Source organism: Microbacterium foliorum (assembly GCF_003367705.1).
Classification (GTDB): domain Bacteria; phylum Actinomycetota; class Actinomycetes; order Actinomycetales; family Microbacteriaceae; genus Microbacterium; species Microbacterium foliorum.
This window is the reverse complement of record NZ_CP031425.1, coordinates 3174811-3187062: the sequence shown is the minus strand read 5'-3', so window position 1 is coordinate 3187062 and position 12252 is coordinate 3174811. Positions and strand designations below refer to the sequence as shown.

The window sequence follows — 12252 nt, the reverse complement described above, 5'->3', positions numbered from 1 at the left end:
GAGGCGGCGGATCAGAGGCGGCGGAGGAAGGTGAGGATCGACGACGGCTCGACGATGAGCTGCTGCAGCGCCTCGTTGAAAGGAACGCCGGCGGGAGCGGCGATGTGCGCCTGGAAGGCCGCGTCGTCGCGGTACACCTCGTAGACGAAGAACCGGTCGGGGTCGTCGACCAGGCGCGTCGCATCGAACACGACATTGCCCTCTTCGGCACGGACGACATCGGCGAAGTCGCGCAACAGCACGGCGACCTCGTCGCCCCTCCCCGGGCGGGCGGTGAACACGGCGTGCAGGATGGTCGGTTCGGTCATGCGGGCTCCTCGGGGTTCGTAGTGCGGCGTTTCGTCTCGGGGCTTCGCTCCTCGCTCAACGGGCGGGGCGAGTGGGGTGGGCGTTTCGTCTCGGGGCTTCGCTCCTCGCTCAACGGGCGGGGCGAGTGGGGTGGGCGTTTCGTCTCGGGGCTTCGCTCCTCGCTCAACGGGCGGGGCGAGTGGGGTGGGCGTTTCGTCTCGGGGCTTCGCTCCTCGCTCAACGGGCGGGGCGAGTGGGGTGGGCGTTTCGTCTCGGGGCTTCGCTCCTCGCTCAACGGGCGGGGGCTTCGGGCTTCGCTGCTTGCCACCGGGCGGGGCTTCGGGCGGAGAGCAGCGTGAGCAGGCGGGCGGGGTTGGCGACCAGCATCCGCTCGACGGCGTCGTCGCCGATCGCCGAACGCAGACGAGGCACGTAGCGCTCGCCGAGGTAGGCGAGGCCGGGCATTCCGCCGTACGAGACGTACCGGGTGCGGCGGGCGACATCGCCGCCGAGCACGATGCGGTCGACGGCGCCGTACTCGACCACCCGCGCGGTCAGCGCGAGCAGCTCGGCATCGGAGCGGGTGCGCGGACGGGCGAAGCCGTCATAGCCCAGATACGCGCCGCGTTCGGCGAGGGACGAGTGCAGCCCGGGATCCGGGTCGCGATCGGCGTGCGCGAGCACCACGCGGTCGGCGGACACACCCTCGCCCTCGAGCAGATCGAGCACCTCATGCGCGGCGGTGCAGAATTCCAGATGCACCATCACCGGCGCCCCCGTCGTCCGCTGCGCCGCCGCGACCGCGAGCAGCGTCGTGTGCTCGAACGGACTGACGCTCCAGTAGCCGACTCCGGCCTTGAGAAGGCCTGCCCGCACGGGCCGAGCGTCGTCGGGGCCGAGCGCGCGCACGCCGTCGGGATCGTCGTCGTGGCGCGGCATCCCCTCGTCGACCTCGCGGATGAAGCGCGCCGACAGCGTCTCGGCATCCACCGAGCGCGTGGGGTGGTCTGCGCCGTAGTGCGCTTCGCGGTGGCGGCCCGTCGAGGCGACGACGTGCACCCCGGTGCCGGCGCTGATGCGTGCGACCGCCTCGGGATCGCGTCCCAGCCCGAACGGCGTCGCGTCGACCATCGCCGTGAACCCGCTGGCTCTCAGCAGCGCCGTCTCGCGCCCCGAGCGGTCTTCGTCGTCGAGTTCGTCGCCGACCAGCAGCGGCGAGATCTGGAAGAGGTGCTCGTGATAGTCCGTCGGCCCGAGCCGCCGCGGGTCGATGTCGCCGAGAACCGTGCGGACGAGCGGCATCAGCGTGCCGATTCGGCGGCCTCGGCGAGCCGCTCGACGATCTCGGGCGTCAGGTCGATCTCGAAGACATCGGCGACCACCTGCGACCAGCCGTGGATGAAGTACCGCCACCCGTCGACCACGTGCAGCCCGCGCTCTGCGTGCTGCGCGCGGGCCTGGTGCAGCAACTCGAGCGAACCGCGGTAGTTGAACTCCCACACCCAGGCGCCCTCGGGGAACACGACATCGTCGGGCAGTGGAGAGCCGGGGCGGTCCTTGCCGAGGCCGGTGGCGTTCACGATCAGCGACCCGGCGGGCGCCGACGCGACGATCGCGGCGGCCTCCTGCACCGTGTCGGTGCGGGCGTACGAGAGCAGCCCCTCGGGGGTGCCGTGCTGGCGGTGCACCTCCCGCAGGTGCGCCAGGGCGTCATCGTCGCGGGCGGTCACGGTGACCTTCGCCGGGGCATCCGCCCGTTCCGCCAGCGCCCAGCTGAGGGCGGTGCCCGAGCCCCCGGCGCCGAGGATCACGACCTCAGCCCCCGTGCGGGCGAAATGATCGGCGGGCAGGAAGTCGTTCAGCGCGAGGTCCACCGTGAGCGGATCCTTGGCCCTCCCGATCAGCCGGTCGCCGCGTTTCGAGATGCTGGAGATCTCGGCGCACGAGACGGCGAACGGATCGAGCTCGTCGAAGAGGTCGGATGCGGCGGCGAACACGTTCATCTTGTGCGTCGTCACGAGCGCGCCGCGATGGTGGGGGTCGTCGCGGATCTGCTCGACCATCGCGACGTACTGTGCGGGCGTCGCATCCATGGGCAGGTCGTGGCCGACGAGGTTCGCGGTGGGCAGGCCCAGCACCTCGGCCCACGCCGGGAACACCCGCATGATCGACGATGAGCCGGTGCTCACGCCGATGAATCCCATGTAGCCGCCGGTCGTGGTGGCGGGAGTCTCGGTGAGTGTCATTGCCTGGGTCCTTCAGAGTCGAGGGGAGACGGGATGCAGGGGAGGGCGGCCCGCGAGCACGGCGAGCACGTCATCGAGTGACATCGAGCCCATGTTGTCGACGGCCTGGGTCGTCTGCGCGCCGAGGTGCGGGGTCACGGTCACACGGTCGGCGAGGTCGTCGGCGAGCAGCGGACTCGCGCTCGCCGCGGTGTCGCCGTCGAGCGTGTCGGCAGCGTACGCGCCGAGACGTCCGTCGCGCAGCGCCTCGGCGAGCGCCGGCTCGTCGACCAGATCGGGGCGCGCGGTGTTCACCAGGATCAGGCCGGGGCGGATGCCGTCGAGCCGCGCCGCACCGACGAGCGTTCGACCGCCCGGGGCGTGCAGCGTGATGACGTCGGCGGTGCGGAACAGGTCGTCGAGGTCGGCGGGTTCGGCACCCGCGTCCGCGATCACGGCGGCCGGCAGGAACGGGTCGGTGGCGAGGATGCGGGCGCCGAAGCCGCTCAGCCGCCGGGCGACACCCTGCCCGATCCTTCCGAATCCGACGATGCCGACGGTCGCCGCGCCGAGCTCCCGCCCTCGACGCACGCTCCAATCGCCGCGGCGCACGCGACGGTCGCCGTCGGAGATGTGCCGCAGCGCCGCGAGCATGAGTCCGACGGCATGGTCGGCGACGGCATCCGCGTTCGCTCCTGGGGTGTTGGTGACCGGGATGCCGCGGCGCAGCGCGGCATCGAGATCCACCGCCTCGGTGCCGACGCCGTAGCGCGCGATGACTCTGAGGTTCGGTGCGGCGGCCAGATGGTCGTCGGTCACCGGTCCGGTGCCGGCGATCCAGCCGTCCGCCGCGGCCAGCAGCGGTGCGAGCTCGGTCAGGCCGTGGTGTGCGGGGCCGCGGACGATCTCGTGGCCCGCGGCGTGCGCCAGGGCGACGAGGTCGACGTCGCCGTCGGAGAACGAGCGGCTGGTCGCGAGGATGACGCCCATCAGCTCTCCCGGGCGGCGTTCGCGGCGGCGTTCGCGGGTGCCGTCGCGGGGGCCGACGTGGGGGCCGTCGCGAACCAGGGTTCGAGGGCGTCGTACGCCGCCGTGAAACGGGCGTGCCGCTGTGCGTGCACGGCGTGCCGACCGGCATCCGGGGTGAACTCCGCCGTGACCTCGCTGAGCGCGCGGGCCGCGGAGAAGTCCGCGAGCCCGAGTCCCACGGCGCCCGTGACCGCCGCGCCGAGGCTGTTCGCCTCTTCGACGATGGTGCGGCGGCGGATCGGCACGCCCCACACGTCGGCGAGGATGCCGAGCCAGGCGTCGCTCTGGGCGCCGCCGCCGACGGCGTCGATGCGCTCGATCGTCGCGCCCGACTCCCGGAACGCCTCGATGCAGGTGAGCAGGTTGTACGCCACCCCCTCGAGCACCGCACGGGTGAGGTGCGCGCGGGTGTGGTGGCGTCCGAGCCCGACGAACGCCCCTCGGGCGTGGGGGTCCCAGAGGGGCGATCGCTCACCCAGCAGGTAGGGGAGGAAGTAGAGATCCTCGGTGTCGAGGTCGCCGCCGGCCTCGGCCGTCAGCCGCGCGGTGTCGGGGTGAGCGGGGTCGGGGGAGAGCGCCTCGGAGATCCACTGCACCGAGGCGCCGCCCGCCTGCATGGTCGCCGTCGGCACGAACGACCCCGGCACGACGTTGTCGAACGTCATGGTGCGCATCTGCGCGTCGTGCAGCGGTGCGAGGCTCGCGAACGAGATCCACGACGAGGTGCCCAGGCACACGTACGCCCCGTCCTCCGGGGCGACGATGCCCGAGCCGACGGCGGCGAGCGGTCCGTCGCCACCGCCCATGACGACGCGGACGGAGGCGGGGAGGCCGAGCGCATCCGCCGCCGCGGCCGTGAGGGATCCGGCGACGGTCGTCGATTCGAGGATCTCGGGGAACAGCGCGGCGTCGAGTCCCGCGGCCGCGAGCACCTCGGTCGACCAGGTGCCACCCTGCTGGTCGTAGGCGTTCGTGCCGGAGGCATCCGATCGCTCGGTCGCGAGGCGGCCGGTGAGCCGGTAGACGATGTAGTCCTTCGCGACGCAGAAGTGGCGCACCCGCGCCCACACGTCGGGCTCGTTGTCGCGCACCCACATGATCTTCTCGACCGAGTAGGTGGGGTTCAGGCGGTGGCCGAGCACGCGGTACGCGTCGTGAGCGCCGAGGCTCTGCTCGAGGGCCCGGGTCTGGGGGCCCGAGCGGGTGTCGGCCCAGATGATCGCGGGCCGCACCGGATGCCCGTGGGCGTCGAGGAGCACCGTGCCCATCATCTGGCCGCTGACGACGAGGCCGCCGATGGTCTCCGGTGCGACGGTGGCGCGGTCGAGCAGCTGGCGGGTGGCCGCGACCACGGCATCCCACCAGTGATCCGGGTCCTGCTCGGCGATGCCGCCCGCGGCGAAGTGAGCGGGGTAGGGCACGGTGACCGAGGTGACGAGGCGCCCGTCGTCGTGGTGCAGCGACGCCTTGTTCCCCGTCGTGCCGAGATCGTGCGCGATCAGCATGGCCCGACCCTCATCCCGCCGAGGGGGTCGCGGAATAAGCGCGCAGGTCCACGCCCTCGCTCGCGCGGTAGGCGCGTGCGCCCATCCCGTGTTCGAGGACCCACCCGTAGTCGTGTCCGGCGCCGCCGGGGTAGACCGCGAGAAACGCATAGGGCTCGTCGCCCGTGTTGACCGAGCGGTGCGCCCAGCCCGGCGGGATGTAGCCGATCGTGCCCGGCAGCATGTCGAGCCACTCGGTACGCTCGCCGTCGAACATCAGCAGACCCCCGCGGCCCTTCAGCGCGAGGTAGATCTCGCCCTGGTGGTTCGGATGCTGGTGGCCCTTGGTCATCCAGAGCTCTCCCGAGGTGTCGCCCGGCATGATCGTCGTGATCGACTGCGGCAGCTCGCGATCCACCTCGGGGACGGGCGAGCTGACCACGGTGTAGACGACGGGGTTCTCGCCGGCGGACGCGGCGGCCCAGGCATCCGCATCGAGGAACAGTCCCTCGAGATCGGACATCCGGCGCGTGAGCGTGGGGCCCTCCGGACTCAGCGTGAGCGCCTCGGCGTCGAACGAGATCGCCATCGGGGAGATCGGGGGCGTGTGGAACTGGGGCATCGATGCTCCTCGTGCGGATGCTGCGGCGCTGCGCAACCTGTAATGACAAGTCGAGTGTACCTGTGATGACAGGTGCCGTCCAGTGCGCGGATGCGCACCGCGAACTGCGCGAGTGCGAGTGCGGGTGCGAGCGCGGGCGGGCGCTGGCGGTAGCGCCAGGGCTCGATCTCAGGATGCGGCGCGCAGCGCGCGAGCGAGGTGGGCGCGGCTGCCCGTGATCGCCTCGTCCATCACCTCGTCGAGTCCCGGGTACTCGGCGTGGCCGGCGGGGAGGACGGCCAGCTCGAGCATGCGCGCCGCGTTCGCGACCCCGAACTGTCCCTGCGGCGGCACGGACTGATCCCACAGCGCCGCCTCGACGCGCACCGGCACGCGAGCGACGCCGAGCGCAGTCGACGCGTCGAACCAGCGCAGCACCTCTCGCGCCTCGGGATGCACGGCGATGTGCGCGCGCACCGCCTCACCGCTGCCGAGGCACCGCGCCGCCAGCCGCTCGTCGTACTGCCCGAAGCTGGGCACGATGAGGGTCGCGCCGACGAAGCGGTCGTCCCACGGGAGGGCCAGGGCGCCGATGCCGCCGCCGAAGCTCTCGCCGATGTAATAGAGCGGCAGGGGTTCCGCCAGGGCGGTCAGCGCATCCGCGGCGAGCCAGAGGTCGCGGGCGCACAGCCCCAGCATGTAGCGTTCCGGATCGCCGATGCCGGCCACCACATGCTCGAGCGGCTGGTCGGGGGCGCCGACGCCCGCGTTCAACGTCGCGAGGCCGCGGGCGACGGGAAAGATCGCGGCGGCGTCGGCGGGCACGCGCGACAGGTCGATCGCATCCCGCCCGCCATACCCGTGGCCGTGCACGACGCCGACCCGGGCGGGGCCCTCGAGCGGCTCGACGAGCCAGGCGCGCAGGCGGATGCCGTCGACTCCCGCATGCTCGATGATCGACACCTGTCGGCCGTCGACGACAGAGGAGGAGAGCACGGTGGGGGCGGCATCCGTCGTGCGCGCCTCCTCGCGCCAGCGCCTCCACCGCTCGGCGAAGCCCGGCGGGGCGGGGACCGGCGCGATCTCGCGCAACGTGCTCAGCGTGTGGCCGTAGGTGCCGTCGAACTCGGCATCGGGGAACCACGTGTCATAGGGGGAGGGGAAGGAGGTCATCAGTCACCGAGAGGGTCAGGCGTTCGCGCGCCGTGCCCGATAGGCGGCCACGGCGTTGCGGTTGGTGCAGGTGGTCGAGCAGTAGCGCTTCGAGCGGTTGCGCGACAGGTCGAGGGCCAGGGCCTCGCAGGTCTCGTCGGCGCAGATCGAGATGCGGGAGCCCTCGTCGGCGCGGATGACATCGATCAGGGCCATGGCGGTCTCGATCAGCACGCGCTCGGCGAGCGGACGCTCGTCGTCGACGGCGTGCAGGTGCCAGTCGATGCCGTCATGGCGCACGAGCCGGGGCGCGAGGCGCGCCTCGGCGAGGGCGGCGTTCACGTGCCGGGCCATCTCATCGCGGGGTGCGAGCAGCATGTCGCGCAGCCGTGGGCGGATCGCCCGCAGCGCGGCGAGTTCGGCGTCATCGCGGTCGAGTCGGCCCGAATAGGGGAAGTCCGTGAGAAAGGCCTCGACGTCGGTGAGCGTCTCGAGGGTCTCGGGCTCTTCGGCCGAGTTCACCAGCCGGACCGCCGCGCGCAGCGCCTCTTCCGTGTCATCGGTGAAGTTCATATTGACACCTTACATCCTGCGGGAGTAGCGTCACCTGCCATGAGCCACATTGCGAATGACGCCACGGTGCCGGGCGTGCGCATCGGACTGCCGCTGGCGATCGGCGCGGCGTTCGCCTTCGGGATGTCGGGTGGCTGGGCGCGCGGGCTCATCGATGCGGGATGGACGCCGGGAGCCGCCGTGGCCGCGCGGGTGTGGATCGCCGCGCTCGTGCTCCTGATCCCGACGATCGTGTCGCTGCGAGGGCGATGGGGTGTGCTGCGCACGAACGCCGGGATGGTCGCCGCCTACGGTCTGCTCGCCGTGACCGCCACGCAGCTCTGCTACTTCCAGGCGGTCGCCGTCATGGACGTCGGCCTGGCCCTGCTCATCGAGTACACGGCGCCGATCGCCGTCATCCTGTGGCTGTGGCTGCGGAGGGGTGAGCGCCCGACTCGCCGCAGCGTGATCGGCGCCGCCATCGCGTTCGTCGGGCTCGTGCTGATGCTCGACATCGTCACCGGCGCCGAGGTCAATGTGGCCGGCATCCTCTGGGCGCTCGCCGCGATGGTGGGGGCGGCGACCTACTTCCTGCTGTCGGCCAAAGCGGACACGGGGATACCGCCGATCGCCCTCGCCGGGGGAGGGCTGCTGCTCGGTGCGATCGCGCTGACGGTCGCGGGGCTCGTCGGCATCCTGCCCATGGCGTGGACGACCGACGACATCACCTACCGCTTCGGCACCGTGCCGTGGTTCGTTCCCGTGCTGGCGATCGGCCTGATCGCGACGGCGCTCGCGTACGTCCTGGGCATCGCCTCGACGCGGATGCTGGGCTCGCGCCTCGCATCCTTCATCGCCCTGTCGGAGGTCGTCGCCTCGCTGCTCTTCGGGTGGCTGCTGCTCGGGCAGTCGCCCGACCTGCTGCAGGCGCTCGGCGCGGCCCTCGTGCTGGTCGGCGTGGTGGTCGTGAAGCTCGGCGAGCCGCGCTCCGCGGCGCCCGGGGAGCCCGAGATCGAAGCCGTCGCGCTGCCGCGGCAGTAGCGCCTCCCTCATCCCCATGCGCGGAACGCCCCGCGCCCGTCGCCCGTCGCCCCGCGCCCGTCGCTCCGCGCCCGTGCCCCGTGCCCCGCGCCCGTCGCCCGTGCCCGTCGCCCGTCGCCCCGCGCTCGCGCCCGTGCCCCGCGTTCCGCGCCCGTGCGGGGTCGATTTCGCACCTCCACATGCGTGCGGGGTCGATTTCGCATCCCGGAGCGGCGTTTCGGATGCGCAACTGACCCCGCCTGGATTTCCGGATGCGCAACTGACCCCGCCCGGATTTCCGGGTGCGCAACTGACCCCGCATCGAGCAGCGGATGCCGTCCGCCCATCGCGCGGGGCGGGGCGGGGAGGGGAGCCGGGCGTCGACGGAGCGACGGAGCCACGGCGCTGGAGCCGTTATGTATACGCCGAAGCAGCGGTTCGCCCCTCAGGTTCCCTCAGCATGCCCTTATGTATACACTGGGGGCATGAGCTCCGTCGCCGATCGCATCACCGCGAGCGACCGAGCGCACGCGGCACTGCTGGAGGACATCCAGTCCGGTGCGCTTCCCGCCGGCTCCGTGCTGGGCGAGGTGGAGCAGGCTGCCCGCCTCGGCGTCAGCCGCACCCCGATGCGCGAGGCTCTGCGCCGCCTCGCCGCCGACGGCCTGGTCGTGCAGCAGTCCCCGCGGGTCACCGTGGTCGCCGATCTGGATGCCGACGACATCCGCGCCCTGTTCGAGATCCGCCGCGCGCTCGAAGAGAGCTCCGCACGCCTCGCCGCCCAGCGCGGGGATGCCGCCCTCTTCGCCGGACTCGCTGAGGAGTTCGCGCACGTCGATCTCACTGCCGCAGTGGGCCGCGACGCGTACTACGCCCTGATCTCCCGCTTCGACGCGGCACTCGACGCCGCGGTCGACAACGACTACATCGCCTCGGCCTTGCGCACCGTGCGCACCCACCTCGTGCGGGTGCGTCGCATGGCCCGCGACAAGCCCGCCCGTCTCGCCGCCTCCGCCTCCGAGCACCGCACGATCGCCGCCGCCCTCGCCGCGCGCGACGGCGACCTCGCCGCCCATGCCACGCACGTGCACCTGCACAATGCGCTCACCGGCATCCTCGACTCCCTCCCCGATCCCGCGACCGAAGGAAGATCATGACCGTCACGCACCACGTCCGCGTCCACCGCAGCGACGAGAATCTCGCCCGTGAAGACCAGCTCGCCTGGAAGATCGCCGAGGTCGCGGCCGACCCGGTCGAGGTCGAGCACGACGTCGTCGACATGATCATCAACCGCATCATCGACAACGCCTCGGTCGCCGCGGCATCGCTCACCCGCGGACCCATCAACGCGGCGCGCGCCCAGGCATTCAGCCATCCCGTCTCGACCGGAGGCATCGGGGCCACCGTCTTCGGCGCAGCCCTCGACCATCGCACCAGCCCGGAGTGGGCGGCGTGGGCGAACGGTGTCGCCGTGCGAGAGCTCGACTACCACGACACCTTCCTCGCGGCCGAGTACTCGCACCCGGGCGACAACATCCCGCCCATCCTCGCCGTCGCCCAGCATGTGGGCTCGGACGGGCGGGCGCTCGTGCGCGGCATCGCGACGGGTTACGAGATCCAGATGGATCTCGTGCGCGCGATCTGCCTGCACAGGCACAAGATCGACCACGTCGCCCACCTCGGCCCGTCTGCCGCCGCCGGCATCGGCACCCTGCTCGGCCTCGACGTCGAGACGATCTACCAGGCCGTCGGCCAGGGGCTGCACACCACCACCGCCACCCGGCAGAGCCGCAAGGGCGAGATCTCGACCTGGAAGGCGCACGCCCCGGCCTTCGCCGGAAAGCTCGCGGTCGAGGCCGTCGACCGGGCGATGCGCGGGCAGACCAGCCCCGCTCCCATCTACGAGGGCGAAGACGGCGTGATCGCCTGGATGCTCGACGGCAAGGATGCCGCCTACGAGGTGCCGCTGCCCGCCGCGGGCGAGGCGAAGCGCGCGATCCTCGACTCGTACACGAAGGAGCACTCGGCCGAGTACCAGGCGCAGGCGTGGATCGACCTCGCCCGCAAGCTCGGCACCGAGAACCCGGCGCTGCGCGACCCCGCGAACATCGAGGCGATCGTGCTGCACACCAGCCATCACACGCACTACGTGATCGGCTCGGGGGCGAACGACCCGCAGAAGTACGACCCCACCGCGTCGCGCGAGACGCTGGATCACTCGATCCCCTACATCTTCGCCGTCGCGCTGCAGGACGGCGGCTGGCATCACGTCGACTCGTACGCTCCGGAACGGGCCGGCCGCGCAGACACGGTCGCGCTGTGGCACAAGATCACCACGGCCGAGGATGCCGAGTGGACGCGCCGCTACCACTCCGAGGACCCCGACGTGAAGGCGTTCGGCGGTCGCGTCGAATTCCGCCTCGCCGACGGCACGACCGTGGTCGACGAGATCGCGGTGGCCGACGCGCATCCGCTCGGTGCCCGACCGTTCGCCCGCGAAAACTACATCGCCAAGTTCCGCCTGCTGGCCGAGCCCGTGCTCGAGGCCGCCGAGATCGAGCGGTTCCTCGAGCTCGTGCAGCGTCTGCCCGAGCTCACGGCCGCCGAGGTCGGCGAGCTGTCGGTCATCGCGAAGCCCGGCCTGCTCGAGGGCGCCGACGCCCCGAAGGGCCTGTTCTGATGTCGCGTTTCGTCTCGTCGCTCCGCTCCTCGCTCAACGGGCGGGGACTCCGCGACCGGGTGCTTCGCTCCCGGCTCCACGAGCGGGGACTCAGCTCCTCGCTCAACGGGCGGGGACTCCGCGACCGGGCCCTCCGCGACCGGCTCCACGAGCGGAGAAATCCCTCCTCGCTCAACGAGGGGGGAACTCCCTCCCGCTCGTTGAGCGAGCGGAGCGAGACGAAACGCGCATCCCGCCAGAGAGGGACGAACTGATGCTGTACTCCCACGTCACGCCGGCCGAGAAGCGCCGTCTGTTCCGCGAGCGGCTCGCGAGCGGTGAGCTGCTGCGGTTCCCCGGCGCCTTCAACCCGCTGAGCGCCCGCTTGATCGAGCAGAAGGGATTCGACGGGGTCTACATCTCGGGCGCCGTGCTCTCGGCCGACCTCGGGGTCCCCGACATCGGCCTCACCACGTTGACCGAGGTCGCGGCTCGCGCGAAGCAGATCGCGCGGATGACCGACATCCCGGCGATCGTCGACGCCGACACCGGCTTCGGCGAGCCGATGAACGTCGCCCGCACGATTCAGGAGCTCGAGGACGCCGGGCTCGCCGGCACGCACATCGAAGACCAGATCAATCCGAAGCGCTGCGGCCACCTCGACGGCAAGAGCGTCGTCGACGAGACCACGGCGATCCGCCGCATCCGCGCCGCCGCCGACGCCCGCCGTGACCCGAACTTCCTCATCATGGCGCGCACCGACATCCGTGCGATCGAAGGGCTGGACTCCGCGATCGATCGGGCCAAGGCGCTGGTGGATGCCGGTGCCGACGCGGTGTTCCCCGAGGCGATGCGGACCCTCGCCGAGTTCGAGGCGATGGCGGAGGCGCTCGACGTGCCGATCCTGGCGAACATGACCGAGTTCGGCAAGAGCGACCTGTTCTCGGTCGATCAGCTGCGCGATGCCGGAGTGAACATGGTCATCTGGCCCGTCTCGCTGCTGCGCATCGCGATGGGCGCGTCGGGCCGTGCGCTCGATACGCTGAACGAGGAGGGGCACCTCACCTCGAAGCTCGGTGAGATGCAGCACCGTGCCGATCTCTACGACCTGATCGACTACGAGTCCTACACGCAGTTCGACTCAGGCGTCGCAGGCTTCACGGTAGACAGAGGGCGTCCCTGAGCGCAGCGAAGGGAATCACGCCGGTTGCTGAGCGAGGAGCGCAGCGACGAGTCGAAGTA

12 protein-coding genes are annotated in these 12252 nt (G+C 71.6%); 4 read left to right on the top strand and 8 right to left on the bottom strand.

The genetic code is table 11. The features are described from left to right. Window positions 1–11: 11 nt before the first annotated feature. The 8 genes from DXT68_RS15005 to DXT68_RS14970 all read right to left on the bottom strand — a co-directional run bounded on the left by DXT68_RS15005 (window position 12) and on the right by DXT68_RS14970 (window position 7352). Window positions 12–308, bottom strand: coding sequence for a putative quinol monooxygenase (locus DXT68_RS15005; protein ID WP_045252553.1), 297 nt, complete (start codon window positions 306–308; stop codon window positions 12–14). A gap of 271 nt (window positions 309–579) precedes the next feature. Next, the gene (locus DXT68_RS15000; protein ID WP_045252542.1) at window positions 580–1590 is read right to left on the bottom strand and encodes a phosphotriesterase family protein; all 1011 of its coding nucleotides are present in this window, start codon (window positions 1588–1590) and stop codon (window positions 580–582) included. Then, on the bottom strand, window positions 1590–2534 hold the full coding sequence (locus DXT68_RS14995; protein ID WP_045252541.1) for a shikimate dehydrogenase family protein: 945 nt from the start codon (window positions 2532–2534) through the stop codon (window positions 1590–1592). Before DXT68_RS14995 ends, DXT68_RS15000 begins: the two co-directional genes overlap by 1 nt. 12 nt (window positions 2535–2546) lie before the next feature. Beyond that, on the bottom strand, window positions 2547–3503 hold the full coding sequence (locus DXT68_RS14990) for a phosphoglycerate dehydrogenase (RefSeq protein WP_045252540.1): 957 nt from the start codon (window positions 3501–3503) through the stop codon (window positions 2547–2549). Beyond that, window positions 3503–5047, bottom strand: coding sequence for a xylulokinase (xylB, locus tag DXT68_RS14985; protein WP_115760511.1), 1545 nt, complete (start codon window positions 5045–5047; stop codon window positions 3503–3505). The genes DXT68_RS14990 and xylB overlap by 1 nt, the downstream gene beginning before the upstream one ends. A 10-nt stretch (window positions 5048–5057) precedes the next feature. Continuing rightward, window positions 5058–5648, bottom strand: a complete 591-nt coding sequence (locus DXT68_RS14980; RefSeq protein WP_045252539.1) for a glucose-6-phosphate isomerase family protein — start codon at window positions 5646–5648, stop codon at window positions 5058–5060. 168 nt (window positions 5649–5816) lie between these two features. Continuing rightward, the gene (locus DXT68_RS14975) at window positions 5817–6800 is read right to left on the bottom strand and encodes an acetylxylan esterase (protein WP_045252538.1); all 984 of its coding nucleotides are present in this window, start codon (window positions 6798–6800) and stop codon (window positions 5817–5819) included. A 15-nt stretch (window positions 6801–6815) separates the two neighbouring features. Next, window positions 6816–7352, bottom strand: a complete 537-nt coding sequence (locus DXT68_RS14970; protein WP_045252537.1) for a CGNR zinc finger domain-containing protein — start codon at window positions 7350–7352, stop codon at window positions 6816–6818. Window positions 7353–7391: 39 nt separating this feature from the next. On the opposite strand from DXT68_RS14970, the gene DXT68_RS14965 reads away from it, so the two are divergent. From DXT68_RS14965 to prpB, 4 genes are all read left to right on the top strand, one after another. Beyond that, the gene (locus tag DXT68_RS14965) at window positions 7392–8372 is read left to right on the top strand and encodes an EamA family transporter (protein ID WP_045252536.1); all 981 of its coding nucleotides are present in this window, start codon (window positions 7392–7394) and stop codon (window positions 8370–8372) included. A gap of 464 nt (window positions 8373–8836) precedes the next feature. After that, window positions 8837–9508, top strand: a complete 672-nt coding sequence (locus tag DXT68_RS14960; RefSeq protein ID WP_045252535.1) for a GntR family transcriptional regulator — start codon at window positions 8837–8839, stop codon at window positions 9506–9508. Next, window positions 9505–11031, top strand: coding sequence for an MmgE/PrpD family protein (locus DXT68_RS14955; protein WP_045252534.1), 1527 nt, complete (start codon window positions 9505–9507; stop codon window positions 11029–11031). Before DXT68_RS14960 ends, DXT68_RS14955 begins: the two co-directional genes overlap by 4 nt. A gap of 253 nt (window positions 11032–11284) precedes the next feature. Continuing rightward, a complete protein-coding gene (gene prpB, locus DXT68_RS14950) occupies window positions 11285–12193 on the top strand; it encodes a methylisocitrate lyase (RefSeq protein ID WP_045252533.1) in 909 nt (302 codons plus the stop codon). Window positions 12194–12252 lie beyond the last annotated feature (59 nt).

Coding starts and splice junctions, on each gene's coding strand:
- DXT68_RS14990 (WP_045252540.1), bottom strand. CDS start 3,503: ATGGGCGTCATCCTCGCGACCAGCCGCTCGTTCTCCGACGGCGACGTC.
- DXT68_RS14960 (WP_045252535.1), top strand. CDS start 8,837: ATGAGCTCCGTCGCCGATCGCATCACCGCGAGCGACCGAGCGCACGCG.
- DXT68_RS14955 (WP_045252534.1), top strand. CDS start 9,505: ATGACCGTCACGCACCACGTCCGCGTCCACCGCAGCGACGAGAATCTC.
- DXT68_RS14970 (WP_045252537.1), bottom strand. CDS start 7,352: ATGAACTTCACCGATGACACGGAAGAGGCGCTGCGCGCGGCGGTCCGG.
- DXT68_RS15005 (WP_045252553.1), bottom strand. CDS start 308: ATGACCGAACCGACCATCCTGCACGCCGTGTTCACCGCCCGCCCGGGG.
- DXT68_RS14965 (WP_045252536.1), top strand. CDS start 7,392: ATGAGCCACATTGCGAATGACGCCACGGTGCCGGGCGTGCGCATCGGA.
- DXT68_RS15000 (WP_045252542.1), bottom strand. CDS start 1,590: ATGCCGCTCGTCCGCACGGTTCTCGGCGACATCGACCCGCGGCGGCTC.
- DXT68_RS14975 (WP_045252538.1), bottom strand. CDS start 6,800: ATGACCTCCTTCCCCTCCCCCTATGACACGTGGTTCCCCGATGCCGAG.
- DXT68_RS14995 (WP_045252541.1), bottom strand. CDS start 2,534: ATGACACTCACCGAGACTCCCGCCACCACGACCGGCGGCTACATGGGA.
- xylB (WP_115760511.1), bottom strand. CDS start 5,047: ATGCTGATCGCGCACGATCTCGGCACGACGGGGAACAAGGCGTCGCTG.
- prpB (WP_045252533.1), top strand. CDS start 11,285: ATGCTGTACTCCCACGTCACGCCGGCCGAGAAGCGCCGTCTGTTCCGC.
- DXT68_RS14980 (WP_045252539.1), bottom strand. CDS start 5,648: ATGCCCCAGTTCCACACGCCCCCGATCTCCCCGATGGCGATCTCGTTC.